At 70.7% G+C, this 18854-nt stretch carries 13 protein-coding genes; 4 read left to right on the top strand and 9 right to left on the bottom strand.

What is annotated here, in order from left to right; genetic code table 11:
• Positions 1-52 precede the first annotated feature (52 nt).
• From OCJ37_RS18500 to OCJ37_RS18490, 3 genes are all read right to left on the bottom strand, one after another.
• Positions 53-823, bottom strand: a complete 771-nt coding sequence (locus OCJ37_RS18500; RefSeq protein WP_263111154.1) for a DUF6058 family natural product biosynthesis protein — start codon at positions 821-823, stop codon at positions 53-55.
• 56 nt (positions 824-879) lie between these two features.
• Positions 880-1578, bottom strand: a complete 699-nt coding sequence (locus OCJ37_RS18495; RefSeq protein WP_263111153.1) for an ArsR/SmtB family transcription factor — start codon at positions 1576-1578, stop codon at positions 880-882.
• Positions 1579-1718: 140 nt separating this feature from the next.
• Positions 1719-3239, bottom strand: coding sequence for a succinyl-CoA:acetate CoA-transferase ScpC (locus tag OCJ37_RS18490; protein WP_263111152.1), 1521 nt, complete (start codon positions 3237-3239; stop codon positions 1719-1721).
• Between the two features lie 153 nt (positions 3240-3392).
• On the opposite strand from OCJ37_RS18490, the gene OCJ37_RS18485 reads away from it, so the two are divergent.
• A complete protein-coding gene (locus OCJ37_RS18485; protein WP_263111151.1) occupies positions 3393-5585 on the top strand; it encodes a translocation/assembly module TamB domain-containing protein in 2193 nt (730 codons plus the stop codon).
• Between the two features lie 768 nt (positions 5586-6353).
• Positions 6354-9182: a bifunctional [glutamate--ammonia ligase]-adenylyl-L-tyrosine phosphorylase/[glutamate--ammonia-ligase] adenylyltransferase gene (gene glnE / locus OCJ37_RS18480; RefSeq protein WP_263111150.1), complete on the top strand. Its 2829-nt coding sequence runs from the start codon at positions 6354-6356 to the stop codon at positions 9180-9182.
• Positions 9183-9316: 134 nt separating this feature from the next.
• Here the strand turns inward: glnE and OCJ37_RS18475 are convergent, their stop codons facing one another.
• From OCJ37_RS18475 to OCJ37_RS18460, 4 genes are all read right to left on the bottom strand, one after another.
• Entirely contained in the window at positions 9317-9913 is a 597-nt protein-coding gene (locus OCJ37_RS18475; RefSeq protein WP_263111149.1) for a queuosine precursor transporter, read from the bottom strand.
• A gap of 445 nt (positions 9914-10358) precedes the next feature.
• Positions 10359-11468, bottom strand: coding sequence for a glycerophosphodiester phosphodiesterase (locus OCJ37_RS18470; RefSeq protein WP_263111148.1), 1110 nt, complete (start codon positions 11466-11468; stop codon positions 10359-10361).
• 40 nt (positions 11469-11508) lie between these two features.
• A complete protein-coding gene (locus tag OCJ37_RS18465) occupies positions 11509-13830 on the bottom strand; it encodes a TonB-dependent receptor (protein WP_263111147.1) in 2322 nt (773 codons plus the stop codon).
• A gap of 811 nt (positions 13831-14641) precedes the next feature.
• Entirely contained in the window at positions 14642-15619 is a 978-nt protein-coding gene (locus OCJ37_RS18460) for a mitochondrial fission ELM1 family protein (protein ID WP_263111146.1), read from the bottom strand.
• A gap of 126 nt (positions 15620-15745) precedes the next feature.
• Between OCJ37_RS18460 and OCJ37_RS18455 the strand changes: the two genes are divergently transcribed.
• Positions 15746-16336, top strand: coding sequence for a malonic semialdehyde reductase (locus tag OCJ37_RS18455; RefSeq protein WP_263111145.1), 591 nt, complete (start codon positions 15746-15748; stop codon positions 16334-16336).
• Positions 16337-16426: 90 nt separating this feature from the next.
• Positions 16427-17065 (top strand): YceI family protein, encoded by a 639-nt coding sequence (locus OCJ37_RS18450; RefSeq protein ID WP_263111144.1) that lies wholly within the window; start codon positions 16427-16429, stop codon positions 17063-17065.
• A 469-nt stretch (positions 17066-17534) separates the two neighbouring features.
• Here OCJ37_RS18450 and OCJ37_RS18445 read toward each other — a convergent pair whose 3' ends face one another.
• Both OCJ37_RS18445 and OCJ37_RS18440 read right to left on the bottom strand, forming a co-directional pair.
• Positions 17535-18329 carry a siderophore-interacting protein gene (locus OCJ37_RS18445; protein ID WP_263111143.1) on the bottom strand — a complete coding sequence of 265 codons (795 nt, stop codon included), beginning with the start codon at positions 18327-18329 and terminating at the stop codon, positions 17535-17537.
• An 81-nt stretch (positions 18330-18410) separates the two neighbouring features.
• Positions 18411-18824, bottom strand: a complete 414-nt coding sequence (locus OCJ37_RS18440; RefSeq protein ID WP_263113734.1) for a PadR family transcriptional regulator — start codon at positions 18822-18824, stop codon at positions 18411-18413.
• Positions 18825-18854: the final 30 nt, after the last annotated feature.

The raw sequence follows: 18854 nt of genomic DNA, 5'->3' as shown, positions 1-18854 counted from the left end.
GAAGATCGCTGCGCCTATCGCCTGGCCTGCTCGGTGTGATCCGCGTGCTCGATCATGCGTTGCCCGAGGCGAGCAGCCGCGCGCGTAGGTCGTCCACGAGCCGTTTGCGGCTGCTGCGCGGGAATTCGACTGGCGAGAACGGCATCGATGCCTGTGCGTAGGCATCGATCAGCTGCAGCAGCCGTTCGCGTTCGCCTGCATCGAACCTTTCGCGGCTGCCGTTGTCGCTGAGCGCGACCAGCTTCTCCTGCAGGATGTCCTTGTATGCGATCGCGGCCTCGTCGTTGGGCATGGCCACGCACAAGCCATAGGTCCCCTGCAGAAAATGCGCCCACATGGCCTGCAGACGGCGTTCCAGGCCGGCGCTGCGTTCGGCGCCGTCGGCGTCGAAGCTGTCGGGTAAGCGCCACAGCGTGCGGTCGCAGCGAGCGAGCGCGGTGCGCAGGTTGCGCGCGAACATGTCGCGCATCCGTTCGGGAACCGCGGCATCGCCGAAGCTTGCGCGCAGATGGCGCGCGCGGGCCACCCACGGCGCCATGGCCGGATGGAAATAGCGGCCGTCGCGCGCGCCCGGCGCCGGCAGCGCGCCGAACACCGCCGAATGCACGGTAGTGCCGCCGCTGACCACGTAGCTGGGTGCCGGTATCGATTGCCCTGCGATCAACGCGTCCAATTCGGCAGGGTCGATACCGCAGTGCGCCGCGAAATGCGCGGCCTCCAGGTAGTGCTGTTGCAGGTAAGCGTCGAGAGAATGCATGGCGTGTTCGCGGTGAAGACCGCCAGAGTGCAGGGCCGCGCTGGGAAATGCTTCGGTGCACGGCAAAGTGTCCTGACGCTTGCGCGAGGAGATCGGCCCTGAAGCAGGCTGCGGCGAAACTGCTAGGGCAACGCCAATGTGTCGATGAAACGCTCGCCAGCCGCGTCGATGCGAAGTGCGCGGCCCTGGCTTTGCCGTTGCAGATGGCCCAGATCCAGTAGCCGTTGCAGCAGTGCGGCCCCCAGCGCACCGGCCAGGTGCATGCGCCGTTCGCTCCAGTCCAGGCAGTGGCGACAGGCGGCGCGGCGCTGGCCCTGCCATGGCGCGGTGTCTACGCCGATTGTCCGGCACCAGGCGAGACCGGGTTCGGTAAGACGCAAGCCGGTGCTGTCGGCGACCAGATAGGTGGCTTCGCACAGTCGTTGCAACAGCCGTACCCCGCATGTGCCGGCGAGATGGTCGTAGCAAACGCGGGCGTAGCGCAGCGCGCTGTCGTCGGGGCCGGTGGCGCAGCCCGCGCCATGGGCGCGCGCGCTGAGGCCCATCAAGGTTTCGATGGCGGCGGCGGTCTGCGCGTCGCGCAGGCGGAAATAGCGGTGCCGGCCCTGCTTGACCACGTCCAGGATGCCGCCGGCGACCAACTGGCTCAGATGCCCGCTGGCGGTCGACGCGGCGATCTCGCTTTCCGCGGCCAGCTCGGTGGCGGTCAACGCGCGTCCGTCCATCAGCGCCAGCAGCATCGCCGCACGCCGCCGGTCGGCGAGCAGCGAGGCAAGGTCGGCAAAACTCGACGGGATGGAACGATCGGAAAGCGAATTCATGCGCGGAGGCTGACATGCGGGGTTGCGCGGTGACAAGCAGCGCTGGTCACCGTGGCCATGGCGGATACGCATCCCGCTGCGGCGGACCGGCGTCGGATCCGCTTTCCTCCTTCACCGCGGGCAAGTTCGGCGCGCCGCGCTCAGCCGGTGCTCTGCATCGTCCCGGTATCCAGCCAGCGCTGGTGCCAGGACAGCGCCTCGGGCAGCAGGTGCGGGGTGTGCTTGCCGTAGCTGTCGCGCAGCGCGCGGTCGAAATAGTCTTCCAGCTGCGCGCGGTAGCTCGGGTCCACGCAGTGGTCGATCAGCTGGCGGGCGCGGTGCCGCGGCGGCAGGCCGCGCAGGTCGGCCAGGCCGTGTTCGGTGACGATGATCGAGACGTCGTGCTCGGTGTGGTCGACGTGGCTGACCATCGGCACGAGCGCGGAGATGCTGCCGTGCTTGGCGGTGCTGGGGCTGAGGAAGATCGACAGGAAGCTGTTGCGGGCGAAATCGCCGGAGCCGCCGATGCCGTTCATGATGCGGCTGCCCATCACGTGGGTGGAGTTGACGTTGCCGTACAGGTCGGCCTCGATCATGCCGTTCATCGCGATGCAGCCCAGCCGCCGCACCAGTTCCGGATGGTTGGAGATCTCCTGCGTGCGCAGGATGATGCGCTGGCGGTAGAAGTCGATGTTGCGCTTGAACTCCTCGTTGGCCTCCGGGCTCAGCGCGAAGCCGGTGCACGAGGCGACCTTGAGCACGCCGCTGCGCAGCAGGTCGAGCATGCCGTCCTGGATCACCTCGGTGAAGGCGCTCAGGTCGCGGAAGCCGCTGCTGGCCAGTCCGGCCAGCACCGCGTTGGGGATGTTGCCCACGCCCGACTGCAGCGGCAGCAGGTTGGCCGGCAGCCGGGCCTTGCCGACTTCGTGCTTGAGGAAGTCGATCAGGTGCGCGGCGATGCGCTCGCTGGTGGCGTCGGCCGGCGTGAACGGACTGTTGCGGTCCGGGCCGTGGGTGCGCACCACCGCCACGATCTTGTCCGGGTCGCAGCGCAACGACGGCTCGCCGATGCGGTCGTCGGCGTGCAGCAGCGGGATCGGCTTGCGCTGCGGCGGCAGCGCGGTGCCGTAGTACACGTCGTGCATGCCGTCGATGCCGGCCGGCTGCCAGTCGTTGACCTCGACGATCACCTTCTTGGCCAGGTCCAGCCAGGTCTTGTTGTTGCCGATCGAGGTCGACGGGATCAGGCTGCCGTCCTCGCGGATGCCGGCCACTTCCACCACCGCGGTGTCGATCTCGCCGTAGAAGCCGAACCACACATGCTGGGCGACGTGGCTGAGGTGGATGTCGATGTAGTCCAGGGTGCCGGCATTGATGCGCTGGCGCGCGTCCGGGTCGGTCTGGAACGGCATGCGCAGGGCGATGCCGTCGGCCTTGGCCAGCGCGCCGTCCAGTTCCGGCGCGGTGGAGGCGCCGGTCATCAACTGGATCTTGAACGCCTGGCCCTGCAGGTGCGCGGCCTCGATCCGCTGCGCCAGCGCGATCGGCACCGCCTTCGGGTAGCCGGAGCCGGTGAAGCCGCTCATCGCCACGGTCTCGCCGGGTTGGATCAGCGCGGCGGCGGCCTCGGCGGTGACGATGCGCTCGCGCAGGCGCGCGTGGAGGATGCGTTCGGCGGACATGGGCGACCGTGCGATGGGAGTGGGGACGCCGATTATCGCGGATCGCGCCAGGCCCGGGTTTGCGGCGATGGGGCAATGGCGGCGCGGCCTTTCACGCGCCCCACGCCGCGGCACGGCGATAGTGCGACGGTGCCGCCCTCCGCCCGCCTCTCGTTGAACGCCGCCCTCGAACGCTACCGGCGCCTGCCGCGGCCGTGGCGCCTGCTGCTGCGCGCGCTGCTGGTCGCCTATCTGCTGTACCTGCTGCTGGGCAACGTGTTCCTCAACACGCCGCTGTTCGACATGGCGACCAACCGCAGGCCGGAAAAATTCCGCATGCAGACCGGCCCGGCACTGACCGTGCTGCCGGGCTTCGTCACCGCGTGGAACGTGCGCATGCGCGGCCACGTGCAGCGCACCGTGTGGGTGCTGCGCGCCGACCGCGCCAGCGCGCGCATCGCGTTGCTGCCGTTGCTGCACCGCGAAGTGCGGTTGCCGTGGCTGGAGGCGGTGAACGTGGTCGGCGAGCTCGACCGCGTCGCCGACACCATCCCGCCGCCGCCGCAGAGCGACCAGGGCTGGACGTTGCGCTTCGACGCGATCCACAGCGGCACCCTGCGCCGCGCGCGCTTCGGCGAGCTGGCGATCGAAGGCAAGGGCCACGGCACCGTGGGCTTCCTCAAGCAGTTGCGCGGCGGGCCGTCGGAACTGTTCCCGTCGCAGATCGTGTTCGACGACGCCAGCGTGCGCTACGGCAAGCGCCAGATCGCCGACCAGGCGCACGTGGACGCGCGCTTCTCGTTCCCGCGCCACTACCGGGCGCAGGCGCCGGGCCGGCAGAAACTGGGCATCACCGACCTGGCGCTGCAGCTGCACGGGCGCAGCGTGGCGCTGCGCATCGACACGGCCGGCGGCCAGACCCGGCTGAGCACCGAACCCGGGCTCGGCCATGTGGAGGCGAGCCTGCGCATGCGGCGCGGTGAGCTGCAGCCGGGCAGCAAGCTCAACTGGCGGGTGCCGCTGCATGCCGGCGTCGGCGCCACCGATCGCGGCGTGCTGGCGCTGCTGCTCGACGTGGATCGCGACGTCCGGCTGCGCGCGCGCCTGCCCGGCCAGGTCGATCCGCGCAGCATGATCGATGCCGACCTGCGCATCGCCGGGCGCAGCATTCCCTTCGCCGACCCGGCGGCGCTGCTGCCGCGCCTGTCCGGCACGCTGCAGGGCCGCTGGCATTTCGAATCGCTGAACTGGATCAGCGACCTGCTGGTGCGCAAACCGTGGTTCCGGCTCGCCGGCGGCGGTGACGTGTCTGCCGACCTGCGCCTGGCCGATGGCGCGCTGCAGCCGGGCAGCCGCCTCGACGTGCCCGACGTGCAGGCCGTGGCCGACGTGATGCGCGTGCGCATCCGCGGCCAGGCGCAGGCGGTCGGCCGCATCGTCGGTAGCGCCGCGCGGCCGCGCACGCAGATGAACGTGCGCATGCATACCTTCGCGCTGACGCCGGTGGGCGAACCCAAGGCGGTGTTCGTGCAGGGCGAGAACCTGCGCCTGGACCTGGACGGCGACGGCACGCTGGCGACGCTGCACGACTCGCTGCAGGCGCGCCTGCGCTTCGACGACGCGCGCGTGCCCGACCTGCGCGCCTACAACCGCTACCTGCCGGCATCGCAGGTGCGCGTACTCGGCGGCAGCGGCTCGCTCAGCGGCGACCTGCGCCTGGATGCGGCCGGCCAGGTCGGCGCCGGCAACGTGCGCCTGCAAGGCCGCCAGGCGCAGCTGCAGGCCGCCGGGCTGGCGCTGGTGGGCGACCTGGACCTGGACGCGCAGCTGCGGCGCGCGCAGCTGCACGACAAACGCTTCGACCTGAGCGGCAGCACGCTGCGCCTGCAGGGCGTGCGCTACGGCGATGCGCCGAAGCAGCGCGACTGGTGGGCCACGCTGCGCGTCCCGCGCGGCCGCATCGCCGCCGAGCCGGCCAGACAGGCCGATGCGCAGCTGCAGATCCAGATGCGCGACGCCGGCCCGGTGCTGGCGGTGTTCGCGCAGCGCAGCGATGCGCCGGCGTGGCTGCTCAAGCTGGCCGATGCCGGGCAACTGGATGCGAGCGGCCAGCTGCGCTGGCGCAAGGATGCGCTGTGGCTGGATCGCCTGTCCGCGGAAAACCGGCGCGTGTCGCTGCGCGCGCGCCTGCGCGTCGGCGACGCCGGCACCCAGGGCGACCTGTACGCGCGCTGGGGCGTGCTCGGCGTCGGCGTGGCGCTGCGCGGCGAACAGCGGCAATGGCATCTGCTCAACGCGCGCGAGTGGTACGAGCAACAGCCGGCGTGGTTGCCGGACAGCGCGGCGCCGGCGTCTTCGGCGCCGTGAGCGGCCGCGGGTGCCATCGCCTCACATTGCCATGCAAACGTGCGGCCGGGCATGCCTCGCGCCGCCGTTGCGCTCCGCCGAGCCGCCTCGATCTCGTTTCACGGCGCGCCTTGGCACAGCGCACGCGCGACGCGATCGTTCCTCTGCAGGCGCAGCGTTCAAATCCCACTGGGAGATCGCCAACGGGCAGTCAGGACCATCCGTCGCGACGCGCGAGATCGACGAAGCACGGTCATGACCGATCCACTATCCGCCGCCCAGTTGGCGGCGCGCTCGGTGCAACGATTGCGCGTCGTCGCGTCGCCGCGCTGGTAGCGCTTCTCTGCGCTTGCCCGGATGGCAGCTGCTCGGTACCAACATCATCCGTTGCCGTGCAAGATCGGCCAGGCAGCCATGACGACCGCGCAATCTGCCGCCAAGCCGTGGAGCGCTCGGGACCATTGCGTATCCGCCACGCCACGCGTGGTGCTTTACCTGTGAAACACCCGCTCGCCGCATAATGCATCGCAGCAGAATGTACCGCCCGGTATCGTTTTGCACTGCAGCGTGCAATGTTCAAAAAAAGCGCCCAAGATCGCCCTGCATCCCGACGTGGGGGAGGGAGCAAGGCCCGCTGGCAGTTCGCTGCAAGCGGGCTTTTTTTTGCCTTTCGATTCACAAGGCAATGCCTGGCCGGGGTGCTGCATGCCGCCGGCGCTCACGCGTTCGTCCCGGCGCGATGTGCCCGCGCCCCTGTCTGCAGGCGCGCCGGGATGCCAGAATCGGCCGATGCCCGCGCCTTCCTTCGTGGTTCCCGACACCCTGCAGCCCTTGCTCGAACGCAGTCTGGCGCGCCTGCGCCAGGCCGTGGCCGCGCAGCCCTGGCCGACCCGGCCGCAGTTCGAGACCGACCTGGCCTGCGCGCTGCTGACCAGCGATTTCCTGCTCGACACGCTGTGCCGGCAGCCGGCGTTGCTGGCGCACCTGGCGCAGCCCGATCCGCCGCCGCTGCCGGTGCCGCAGCTGGATCCGGCGCAACCGGCGCAATGGCCGACGCAACTGCGCCGCTACCGTGCCGCCGCTTCCGCGCGGCTGGTGTGGCGCGACGTGCTGGGCCTGGACGACGTCGACGCGACCCTGGCCGGCAGCACGCAACTGGCCGAGGCCTGCCTGGGCCTGGCGCTGCAGGCGCTGGAAGGCGAGTTCGCCACGCGCCACGGCGTGGTCCGCGCCGCCGACGGCAGCGTGCAGCGGCTGGTGGTGTTCGGCCTGGGCAAGCTTGGCGGCGGCGAACTGAATTTTTCCTCGGACGTGGACCTGGTCTACGCCTATCCGCAGGGCGGCGAGTCCGACGGCGCGCGCCCGCTCGCCGCCGAGGAGTATTTCGCCCGCCTCGGCCAGCGCCTGGCGCGGCTGCTGGACGACACCACCGCCGACGGTTTCTCGCACCGCGTGGACCTGCGCCTGCGCCCGTTCGGCAGCGCCGGGCGGGTGGCGCTGTCGTTCGCCGGCATGGACCAGTATTTCCAGCGCGAGGGCCGCGACTGGGAACGCTATGCGTGGCTGAAGGCGCGCGCGGTGGCCGGCGACGTCGCCGCCGGCGAGGACTGGCTGCAGACGCTGCGCCCGTTCGTGTACCGGCGCTACCTGGACTTCACAGCGCTCGACGGACTGCGCGAGATGAAGGCGGCGATCACCGCCGAAGTCGCGCGCCGCGACCGCCTGGACGACATCAAGCGCGGCCCTGGCGGCATCCGCGAGATCGAATTCCTGGTGCAGTCGCTGCAGCTGATCCGCGGCGGCCGCGAGCCGGCGCTGCGCGAGCGCCGCCTGCTGCCGGCGCTGCAGGCGCTGGTCGCCGGCGGCCAGGTCGCGGCCGAGGACGGCGCGGCGCTGGCGCAGGCGTATCGGTTCCTGCGCCAGGTCGAGAACCGCCTGCAGATGCTGCGCGACGCGCAGACCCACGCGCTGCCCGAAGACGCGCTGGACCGCGCGCGCATCGCGCTCGGCCTGGGCTACGCCGATTGGGCGCAGCTGTACGCGGCGCTGCAGGTGCAGCGTGATCGCGTCGCGGCCGAGTTCGCCGAGTTGCTGGCACCGCGCGTGCAGGCGGTGGCGCCGGATGCGCTGGCCAGCTATTGGCGCGGCCTGCCGCACGAGGCCGGCGCGCAGGTGCTGGCCGCGGCCGGCTTCGCCGATGCCGACGGCGCCGACCAGGCGCTGCGCGGTTTCGTGCAGTCGCTGGGCGTGCGCACGCTGTCGGACGCGGCGCGTGCGCGCCTGGATCGGGTGCTGCCGGCGCTGCTGCACGCCGCTGCGCGCTCGCCGCAGGCCGATGCCGCGCTGCACCGCGTGCTTGGCCTGCTGCAGGCGATCCTGCGCCGCGCCAGCTACCTGGCGCTGCTCGACGAACAGCCCAGCGCGCTGGCGCGGCTGGTCGACGTGCTCGCGCGCAGCGCGTTCCTGTCCGAACGCTTGGCCGCGTATCCGCTGCTGCTCGACGAACTGCTCGACAGCCGGGTCGCCGGGCCGATGCCGGATGCGGCCGCGATGCGGCGGCTGTGCGACAGCGCGGTGGCTGCCGCCGGCGACGACGCGGAAGCCGCGTTGCGCGGCCTCAACGAAGCGCGCCAGGCCTTGAGTTTCCGCATCGCGCTGGCCGCGCTGGACCGGCGACAGCCGGCGGTGCGCAGCGCCCGCCAGCTCGCGCAGCTGGCCGAAGGCGTGGTGCTCACGGTGCTGCGCCTGGCCCGCGCCGAGCTGGTCGCGGCGCATGGGCAAGTGCCCGGCGGCAGCTTCGCGATCGTCGGCTACGGCAGCCTCGGCGGCATCGAACTGGGCATCGGCTCGGACCTGGACCTGGTGTTCCTGTACGACCACGCCGCCGGCGTGGAGGCCTCCGACGGCGCGCGCCCGCTGGAGAGCGGGCGCTGGTTCGCGCGGCTGGCGCAGAAGGTGATCGCCCTGCTCGGCGCGGTCACCGGCGGCGGGCGCCTGTACGACATCGACGTGCGCCTGCGCCCGGACGGCGGCAAGGGTGCGCTGGTGTCGTCGCTGGCCAGCTACACCGAATACCAGCGCGAGCGGGCCTGGACCTGGGAGCACCAGGCGCTGGTGCGCGCGCGCGGCGTGGCCGGCGATGCCGCGTTGCTGCACCGCTTCGAGCAGGTGCGCGCGCAGACCCTGGCGCGCCCGCGCGAGGCGACGCAGTTGCGCGAGGAAGTGCTGAAGATGCGCGCGCGCATGCGCGCCGAACTGGACCGCAGCGATGCGGCGCGTTTCGATCTCAAGCAGGGCGCCGGCGGCCTGGTCGACCTGGAATTCCTGCTGCAGGCCGGGGTGCTGCTCGGCGCCGCGCAGCATCCGGAACTGGCGCAGCCGCGCGACACCCCGGCGCTGATCGACGCGCTGGCGACGACGGCGTGGTTCGATGCGCCCACCGCCGCCGCGCTGCGCGACGCGCATGCGACGCTGGTCGACGCCGGCCTGGCCTGCACGCTGGACCGCCGCCCGCGGCTGACCGCGAGCACGGAGGCGATCGCGCGCGCGCGCGCGGCGATCACTGCCGCGGCGCAGGCCAAGGGGCTGGCGTTCGAGCCGGGGCGCAGCGGGTCATAGGCCTTGCGTGTGGCTGGCTGATCGCGCGCCGATCGTGCAGCGCGGCTGGGCGCGGCCGCCGCGGCGTGGGCGGGGACAACGGCGCGGTTGATGGTGCGGCAACCCGGGACCTGATCGCGCCTGGACGTTTCCGCCTACTGCCGCCGCATGCGCGTGGCCGGCGCGTCGACCGCGGCCGGCGGCGCCGTGCGCCACAGCAGCGCGCGGAACGGCGCCAGCAGGAACACGCCGATGCCCAGCTTCACCGCCAGGTCGCCAGCGGCCCAGCTGACCCACGGCAGCGCCGAGCCGGCGAAGGCGATCGACCAGAAGATCGCGGTGTCCAGCGTCGCGCTGCAGGTGGTGGCGACGATCGGCGCGCGCCACCAGCGGCCGCGGCGCAGGCGGTCGAACACGGTGATATCCAGCAGCTGCGCGGCGATGAACGCCAGGCACGAGGCGGCGGCGATGCGCGGGGTGGCGATCCAGATCGACAGCAGCACCGCCAGCGCAAAGCCGCACCACGCCACGCGCCGCGCCGCGCGCGGACCGAAGCGGCGATTGATCAGGTTGCTGACCAGGAACGCGACTGGATAGCTGAAGGCGCCCCAGGTCAGCCAGTCGTTGATCGGGAACTGCACCAGCACGTTCGACAGCAACACCACCGCGCCCATCGCCAGCACCGCCAGCAGCAGGGCGCGCGGGGTCAACGCGGCGAACGCGGAGGGCGGCGAGGAAGAAGGCGGATGCACGGAGGCGGCGCTGCAGACGGGACGAAGCGCCGCATTATCGCGATGCCGAGGCGCGGCGGCCAGCGCCGCATGCCGACGCTTTTACAGAAGAGGCTGGTGCTGCTTTTTTGTGGGAGCGACTTCAGTCGCGACGGCTCTACCGGGAAGGCCTGTCGCGACTGAAGTCGCTCCCACAAGGATGGCGGGTAGTCGGGAAATGCCCGGGCGTTTGCACGGTACCGCCGTGCCATCCTTGCCACATACCCTGTGCGCCCTGTAGGAGCGGCTTCAGCCGCGACCGGGCATTACCGGGAAAGGCGCCGGTCGCGGCTGAAGCCGCTCCTACAAAAGGTACAGGCGCTGCTTTTTGTGGGAGCGACTTCAGTCGCGACGGGCTCTACCGGGAAGGCCTGTCGCGACTGAAGTCGCTCCCACACGATGGCTGGTGACGCCTGCAGAACGCGCTTCAGCGCTCGCGCGACACTGCCGTCCCGTCCACCGCCGCGCGCCCCACGGCCGGGTCGTCGGTGAAGAAGCCATCGACGCCCGCCGCCAGGAACGCGCGCATCTCGGCGAGGCTGCCGTCCGCGTTCACCGCCGCCGGGCCGCGCGCATCCTGCAGCCGCTTGGGCAGGAAATGGTTCTCCGGACGGAACGTATACGGCACCACCTGCAGCCCGGCCGCATGCGCGTCGGCGACGAAGGCGGTGGGCTTGGCCAGCGCGCCGTCGGCATCGACCGGGATGATGGCGCGCAAGCCGGGACTGACCAGCTGCGCATACCTGGCGATGTCGCGCAGGCCCTGCGCGCTGCCCATCTGCGCATAGGTCGGGCCGTCGCGCAGCTGGTCGCCGGGACGCTCCTTCGGATCGCCCAGCAACTGCACCAGGCGCACGTTCGAATGGGTGTCGCCGAGCTTGCCGTGCAGGTAGCGCAGGTTGCCGATCTCGAACGACTGCACCACCACCGGCGCGCGGCGCGTGTACGCATGCGCGTCCAGCGCGGCCAGCACCTTGTCCTCCATCGCCAGGCCCAGCGACTGGAAGTAGGTGCCGTGCTTGATCTCCGGGATCAGCCCGATCGGGCGCCCGCGCGTGGCCGCTTCGGCCGCAGCGAAATCGATGATCTCGTCGAAGGTGAGCAGCTGGAACTGGCCGTCGAAGGCGGTGCCGCGCAGTTGCGGCAGGCGTTCGCGCGCGCGCAGCGTCTTCAGCTCGGCCAGGGTGAAGTCCTCGGTGAACCAGCCCTCCACGCGCTGCCCGTCGATCTGCTTGACCGCCCTGCGCGCGGCGAACTCCGGATGCGCGGCGACGTCGGTGGTGGCGCCGATCTCGTTCTCGTGGCGTGCCACGAGAACGCCGTCCTTGCTCGACACCAGGTCCGGCTCGATGTAGTCGGCGCCGTCGGCGATCGCCTTGGCATACGCGGCCAGCGTGTGCTCCGGACGCAGCGCGCTGGCGCCGCGGTGTCCGATCACCAGCGGCTTGCCGTTACCCGGTGCCGCGGCCTCGGCCGCGGCGGTCAGCGGCGACAGCGCCATCGAAACTCCCAGCAGCCAGACCATCGGCTTCATCATCGCATGCGCTCCTTGGCGGGTGGGGGCAGGATGCGCGCGTTCAGAAGCGCGCGTCCAGGGTCAGGAACACCTGCCGCGGCGCGCTGGCGTGGAACGCCAGCGAACGCCCGTTCGGATCGCTGTTGCTGAAGGCGGTGAGGTTGGAGGCGTAGCGCTTGTCGGTCAGGTTGGTCACGTTCAACGACAGCTTCAGGTCCTGCAGGAACGACACCGCGCCGAAGTCGTAGCCGGTGCCCGCGTCGAACGCGGTATAGCCGCCGAAGCCCTGGTCGTTGGTATAGGTGTAGTAGCGCTGGCCGGTGTACTTGCCGCGCAGGTTCGCGTTCCAGCCGTTGTAGTTCCAGCTGATCTCGCTGGTGAACATGCGCTTGGGCGTGTCCACCGTGTACTTGCCGGCGGTGGGGATGGTCACGCCGTTCTGCACATAGTTGTCGTCGTAGGTGGAGCGGTTGACCGAGGCCGAGTTGTACCACTGCAGGTGCGCGGTCGGCTTCCAGATGAAGGTCAGCTCGCCGCCGCGGCTGCTGACCGAGCCGACGTTGAAGAAGCGCGTGGTGCACGCCGGGGTGGTGCCCTGCTGGATGCTCGGGCAGGGGTTGAGCGAGAGCAGGCGGTTGTCGAAGGTGACGTCGTAGCCGACCAGCGAGGCTTCGAACGTGTCGCGCACCAGGCGGTAGCCGGCCTCGAAGGTCTTGGACTTCTCCGGCTCCAGCGCGCCGGCGCTGGCGTCGAACGAGGCCTGCGTGACCAGCAGCGGGCCGCCGGCGCCGCCGCCCTGGAACGCGGCGATGTTCTCGGCATAGGAGGCGAATACTTCCTGCCCCTCGGCCAGGCGGTAGCTCACGCCCGCCTGCGGCAGCAGCGCCTCGCTGGCCTTCAGCCTGCCGTTGGCGACCGGCGCTTCGACCGCGATCCCCGGGGTCTCGCGCGCGGTCATCGTGGTGTGCGGGCTCTTCACGCCCAGGTCCAGGGTCAGGCGCTCGTCGAGCAGCTTGAAGGTGCCCTGCAGGTAGGCCTGCTTGGTGGTGATCACGTAGTCCTGCGAGAACAGCCGGCGGTCCGGACCGCTGAGGAACAGGTCATCGTTGATCGGGCCGTCGATCCAGTAGAAGTTGCGCTCCACGTGGTGCTTGTTGCGCTCGTACCACACGCCCGCTTCCAGGTGGTGCGGGCCCAGGTCCCAGCCCAGCGAGGCGATGCCGCCGGTGCGGTTGATCGTGTAGTTGGTGCTGCGGATCGAGATCGGCAGCGCCTGCGGCGTGCCCGGGTTCGAGGCCTGGCCCGGCGACCACCAGTGGCCCTGGCCTTCGTTCTCGTGGTGGTAGACCTGGGTGTGCACGCTCACCGTGTCTGAGGGCTGGAAGTCGCCCGCGAGGTAGTACAGGTCGTCGTTGCGCAGCGCGCGGCTCTGGTAGTACGCATCGTCGATGTTGTCCACGCCGCCGCTGTAAGCGCAGCGGCTGGGATCGCGGGTGGCCGGCGCGCAATAGGCCGCGGCCAGCGCGCGCTGCCAGTCCGGCGCGTACAGGTTCCAGTCCCAGCCCAGGCCGCGGCGCATGCCGCTCTTGGACAGGTAGGCGTAGTCGGCCTGCGAGGTGCGCGAGGTGTCGACGAAGGCGGTGATCTTGCCGCCGTCGAACTGGTACACGCCCTTGCCGTTGAACTGCGCGGTGCTGGTCGGCGAGTCCGGCTTGGCCCACATGTCGGCGCTGGCGTAGATGCCGGACAGGTAGGCGGAGAAGCCGTTGTGCTCGCCGGTGTCCAGGCGCAGGTAGGTGCGGCGGTTGGCGTCCGAGCCCACGGTCTGCGACAGGCGCACGCCGGTCTCGGTGGCCGGATCGTCGGAGAAGTACTGCACGGTGCCGCCGAGGTTGCTGGTGGAGGCGGTGCCCAGGCTGCCGATGCCCGAGGCCAGCTCCACGCCGCCGAAGTTCTCGGCGATCAGCGCGCGGCTGATGTTCAGTCCGTTGTAGTTGCCGTAGGCGTTGTCGCCCAGCGGCAGGCCGTCGAGCGTGTAGCCCAGGCGCGTGCCGTTGAAGCCGCGCAGGCTCACCGTCTGCGATTCCTCGTTGGCGCCGAACGCGTCGTTGGACTGCACGTTGACCCCGGGAATGCGGTTGAGCAGCTTCTGGATGCTGGTGCCCGGCGGCAGCACCGGCACGTCCTGGCGGGTGATGCGCTGCACCTGGCGGGTCTCGCCCTGGCCGATCACCGAGACCGCGTCCAACTGCTGCACCGCGCTATCGGCGCCTGTCTCGGTCGCGGTGGCGCCGGCGGGGGCCGGATCGGCGGCTGCGGCGTGGGTGGCGAGGGACGACAGCACGAGCGCCAGCGCGGCGGCGAGCGGGTAGGGACGGGGCATCGGGAATTCCATGGCAACGGGGGAGGTGGGAACGGCCGGCGCATGACGCGTTCGCGAAAACAGCAGCGGGCGCGTGGGCGGCGCAGATTCCAGGTGCCAGGGTGTTGCCGAACTGTTAACGGCAGATGCAACGACGCTGACACTGCGATGACAATGTCCGCGAGTGCGACAGCGTTTGCCGTCTGCGCGGCGAGCGTGCGGATTTGTTTTGCGGTGGCGAGGCGCATGCCGTCTGGCGTGGAGCGACACGGCGAGTGGCGGAGATCGCGTTTGCGCCACTGTCGCGGCCGATGGCCGTGCTGCACATACCTAGCGCTGGCAGGGGCCTTTGTAGGAGCGGCTTCAGCCGCGACGCTTTTCTCGGCTCGATCGATCGGACCGTTTCATTCTCCTGTCGCGGCTGAAGCCGCTCCTACAGAGGCACTTGGCGATGCATGGCCCAAGGTGCCGTGAAATCCTTCCCACAGGGCGCCCAGGCGCTGCCGGGAGCCATGGAGTCCCATGTGGCCCTCTGTGGGAGCGACTTCAGTCGCGACGAGCGCAGCGATGAACCTTGCGGCTTCCCAAAAGCCGGGATGTCATGAAAGACGACGAGCGCTCTCCTGCAGCACCCAACGTGCTGGCCGCAAGCGCCTAAGGGAGCGAGCTCGGGCAACCTCGAACGATCAGTTGCGAAGAACGAAATGGCGAACCTGACGGCCCGGCCATCCGGGCTGATCCTGACACGCGGCAAGAGCGCTTCTACAGGTTGCCTGACGCAGCGCGCGTGCACACCTGCACCGATGTTCCGCCGCAGTCGAATGGACCGGCGCTACCTGCCATCCAACCCCAGCAGCACACGGACCTGCGCCGCAATGCGCGCAGTCTCCCGCAGCGGCGCGCACGCGCCGCCGCCTTCGGCCAATGCCTCCTCCCCGCCCAGGCGTCCTCGCGCGCGCAGCGCCGCATGGAAGTCGCGCGCCCGGCCGCGCGCCGATGCCGGCATCGCCACGCTCACCGGTACCCGCGTCGCGCAGGCCTCCGACAGCAGGTTCACCGAATCGGGCGTGCAGACGATGCGTTCGGCCCAGCCCAGCAGGCCGGCATATGGATTCGGGCCATCGTCCTCGCCGCACCAGATCGCTCCCGGCACGCCGGCGAACGCGCTGCGCAATGCGGCGGCGACCGCCGGCGGCGTGCGCCGCGAAGTGCTGGCGAGCACGCTGCCGCCGCTGTCGCGCAACTGTGCGGCGATGTGCCGGAACAGCGCCGCCGCCGCATCGGCGGTCCACGGCGCCAGCGCGGCGGGCCCGCCGACCAGCAGCGCGGTGCGTGGCGACGGCAGCGCGCCGAACGCCGGGAACGCCGCGCGTCCGGCCGCCAGCCAGGCATCGTCGACCGGATGCAGGCTGCCGAGCAGGGTCAGCACGTTGTCGCCACGCAGGCGATCGTGCTCGGGCACCACCACCACGTCCCAGTGCCGCGGCGGCAGGCGCGGATCCAGCACCTGCACCACGCGGCTGCCGCGTGCGCGCAGCAATCGCGTCGCCAGCGCCGCCTGGCGGCCGCAGCCGATCGCCAGTGCCGGCGGTTGCCGCAGCAGGTCGGCGAAGCCGCGGCCGTAGGCGTGCGCCGCGCCGGGCAGCAGCCGCCGCGGCGCCAGCCAGCGCCAGGGCATGTGCGGGTGCAACACCAGCGCCGCGGCCGGAATTGGCGCTGGTGCGGCCAGCGCAGCGGCCAGCGCTTCGGCCTGGCGCGCGTTGCCGGCACGGCCATCGCTAATCGCCCAGGGCGCGCCCGATCGTTTCACGTTTGGTAGTAATCCGTTGCATTGCGGCTGGGTGTTGCGGCTATCGTGCCACTCTACACTGGCCGCCTTGCACCGGGACCGCTCACCATGGGCGGCCGGTGTCCCACTGACGAAAGGAACTCCCGCATGTCCGACGCCCTGCAAGACGCTGCCCTGGATCAGTTGTTCCGTACCGCCCGCACCCAGAACGCCTTCCGCGACACCCCGGTCGGCGAGGACACCCTGCGCGCCCTGTACGACCTGCTGAAGTGGGGCCCGACCGCGGCCAACGCCAGCCCGGCGCGCTTCGTGTTCGTGACCTCGGCCGCGGGCAAGGAGAAGCTCAAGCCCACGCTGTCCGAAGGCAACCTGGCCAAGACCATGGCCGCGCCGGTCACCGTGATCGTCGCCCACGACGAGGACTTCCACGAGAAGCTGCCGTACCTGTTCCCGCACGCCGACGCCAAGAGCTGGTTCGACGGCCCGCGCGAAGGCCGCCGCGAGTCGGCGTTCCGCAACGGCACGCTGCAGGGCGCCTACCTGATCCTGGCCGCGCGTTCGCTGGGCCTGGATGCCGGCCCGATGTCCGGCTTCGACAACGCCAAGGTCGATGCGGCGTTCTTCGCCGGCACCGCGATCAAGTCCAACTTCCTGGTCAACCTCGGCTACGGCGATCCCACCGGCCTGTTCCCGCGCCTGCCGCGGCTGAGTTTCGACGAGGCTGCGCGCATCGAGTAAGCCGCACCGTTTTCGCTGCACCCTCACGCCGTTGTGCCTGCGCTTGCCGCAGTTTCTCCCAACCACCGATTTCCCAGGAGCTCTACGCCCATGAACAAGACCCGCAAACTGCTGCTCCCGCTCGCCCTGGCGCTGGCCGTCGTCGTGGCCCAGCCGGCCACCACCGCCTTCGCCGCGCCGGCCGCTGCGGCCGCCACCGCGATCAAGGGCACCACCGGCACCTACAAGCTGGACCCGAGCCACACCGACGTGCTGGTGCAGTGGAACCACCTCGGCTTCTCCAACCCCACCGCGCACTTCGGCGACGTCGACGGCACCCTGGTCTACAACGCCGAGAACGTGGGCAAGTCCAGCGTCCAGGTGACCTTGCCGCTGTCGGGCCTCAACAGCTTCACCGCCAAGTTCGACGAGCACCTGAAGAGCGGCGATTTCTTCGACGCCGCCAAGTTCCCGACCGCCACCTTCAAGAGCACCAAGGTGAGCGCGGCCGGCACCAACAAGCTGAGCGTGGCCGGCGACCTGACCGTCAAGGGCGTCACCAAGCCTGTGGTGCTGGCGGTGACCCTCAACGGCGCCGGTCAGCACCCGATGAAGAAGGTGCCGGCGCTGGGCTTCGACGCCACCACCACGATCAAGCGCAGCGATTTCGGCCTGGGCGCGTACGTGCCCAACGTCAGCGACGAGGTCAAGATCCGCATCACCACCGAGGCGCTGCAGGACGCGAAGTAAGCCTGCGCGCTGCGGTGACGGCCTGATATCGGCCGTCGTCCTGGAGTCGAAACGCCCGCCGCTCGGCGGGCGTTTTCGTTTGCGCTGGCGTGTGGATGGGCACCACGGGGTCGAACGCGACATGGGTGGTGGCGAGCGGTGCCACGCGCGTTTCGACTGGCTGCAGTCGGGACTGAAGTCCCTCCCGCAAAGGGAGCGTCGCGGCTGAAGCCGCTCCTACAGTGGTTTAGCGGGTGAGCATCCATTGTGTGGGAGGGACTTCAGTCCCGATGCGCGACACCAGGCTCCGCATTGCTACGCGCTTGTGTAGGAGCGGCTTCAGCCGCGACCGGGGAAATGAACCCATCGGATCGGATGCGCCAAGAAAAAGCGTCGCGGCTGAAGCCGCTCCTACAGTTTTTCCCGCAGGGATGGCAAACGACAGCATCCACAGCGAGCGCTCAAGCGCAGCGCGCGCCATCGCGCAAGTTCATGCCTCTTCTTCCTCGCGCCCCGACTTCCAATACCCGGTTGCGCGGACCCACTCCTTGGGCGCGTTGAGGCGGCCTTCGACGAACTTGCGCATCATCCGCGCGCGGGCCGATTCGCAGGCGATCCAGTAGAACGCGTCGCCGTCCGGGGGCTCGAAATCGCGCAGCGCGTCTTCCAGCAGTTGGCTGCCGAGCACCGGCACGCCGTTGCGTTCCAGCCAGGTGATGCTGACCTGCGCGCGCGAGGCCAGCGCCTGGCGGTCGGCGAAGCCGGGGATCTCGATCAGCGCCTGCACCTGCGCGCCGGCCGGCAGTTCTTCCAGCCAGCGGCCGATCGCCGGCAGCGCGGTCTCGTCGCCGATCAGCACGTAGGCGTCGTAGTCGTCGGCCGCGACGAACGAGCCGCGCGGGCCGCCGACCACCAGCGGGTCGCCCGGGTTGGCGCGCGCCGCCCAGCGGCATGCAGGGCCGTCGCCGTGCAGCACGAAATCCAGGGTCAGCTCCTGCGCCGCGGCGTCGTAGTGGCGCGGGGTGTAGTCGCGCGCCGGCGAGGGCGCGGCGCCGGTGGGGTAGACCGGGCCGTTGTCGGTCATCGTGGGCAGCACGAACGCGCCGTCGGCGTTGGGGAAGAACAGCTTGACGTGATCGTCGGGCCCGGCGCTGACGAAGCCGTCCAGGTCCGGGCCGCCGACCACGATGCGGCGCATGTGCGGGGTCAGCGGCTGGGTGCGCAGCACCTGCAGGTGGCGCATCTTCAGCGGATGGCGCAGCAGGCGGTTCTGATGGGGGTTCATGCGAAATCCTCGAAGAGAAAGGAAGCGGCGCGCGGCGCCTGCGGACACGGAGACGCGGTGGCGGCGATGCGCGGGCAGGGCTCAGTCATCGCCGCGCTCCATGCCGTCGGCGGCCTGCGCCAGCAACTGCGCGACGCGGGCGATCTCCGCCTCGGTCCAGCGGCCGTGGCGCGCCAGCAGCCCGTGCTTGATCCGGCGCATCGCCTCGCGCACCGGCGCCGGCACGTTGGCGCGCACCAGCGCGCGGGCGCTGTGGTGGGTGCGCTCCACGGCCGCGTCCAGGTGCGCGCGCTGCGCCTGCACGAAGGCGCGGCCATCGGCGGTGATCGCGTAGCGCTTGCGCGCCGCACCGGCGTCGGCCTGCACCAGGCCCTGCGCCTCCAGCTGCGCCAGGGTCGGGTAGACGGTGCCGGCGCTGGGCGTGTACAGCCCATGGAACAGGTCGGCGACCGCGCGGATCAGCTCGTAGCCGTGGCGCGGCTGGGTCTCGATCATCGCCAGCAGCAGCAGGCGCAGGTCGCCATG

The organism is Xanthomonas sp. AM6 (genome assembly GCF_025665335.1).
Taxonomy (GTDB): Bacteria; Pseudomonadota; Gammaproteobacteria; order Xanthomonadales; family Xanthomonadaceae; genus Xanthomonas_A.
The sequence above is the reverse complement of the archived record's forward strand: the minus strand, read 5'-3'. Positions and strand labels throughout refer to the sequence as shown.

Coding starts and splice junctions, on each gene's coding strand:
- OCJ37_RS18495 (WP_263111153.1), bottom strand. CDS start 1,578: ATGAATTCGCTTTCCGATCGTTCCATCCCGTCGAGTTTTGCCGACCTT.
- OCJ37_RS18490 (WP_263111152.1), bottom strand. CDS start 3,239: ATGTCCGCCGAACGCATCCTCCACGCGCGCCTGCGCGAGCGCATCGTC.
- glnE (WP_263111150.1), top strand. CDS start 6,354: ATGCCCGCGCCTTCCTTCGTGGTTCCCGACACCCTGCAGCCCTTGCTC.
- OCJ37_RS18470 (WP_263111148.1), bottom strand. CDS start 11,468: ATGATGAAGCCGATGGTCTGGCTGCTGGGAGTTTCGATGGCGCTGTCG.
- OCJ37_RS18465 (WP_263111147.1), bottom strand. CDS start 13,830: ATGCCCCGTCCCTACCCGCTCGCCGCCGCGCTGGCGCTCGTGCTGTCG.
- OCJ37_RS18455 (WP_263111145.1), top strand. CDS start 15,746: ATGTCCGACGCCCTGCAAGACGCTGCCCTGGATCAGTTGTTCCGTACC.
- OCJ37_RS18450 (WP_263111144.1), top strand. CDS start 16,427: ATGAACAAGACCCGCAAACTGCTGCTCCCGCTCGCCCTGGCGCTGGCC.
- OCJ37_RS18445 (WP_263111143.1), bottom strand. CDS start 18,329: ATGAACCCCCATCAGAACCGCCTGCTGCGCCATCCGCTGAAGATGCGC.
- OCJ37_RS18440 (WP_263113734.1), bottom strand. CDS start 18,824: ATGATCGAGACCCAGCCGCGCCACGGCTACGAGCTGATCCGCGCGGTC.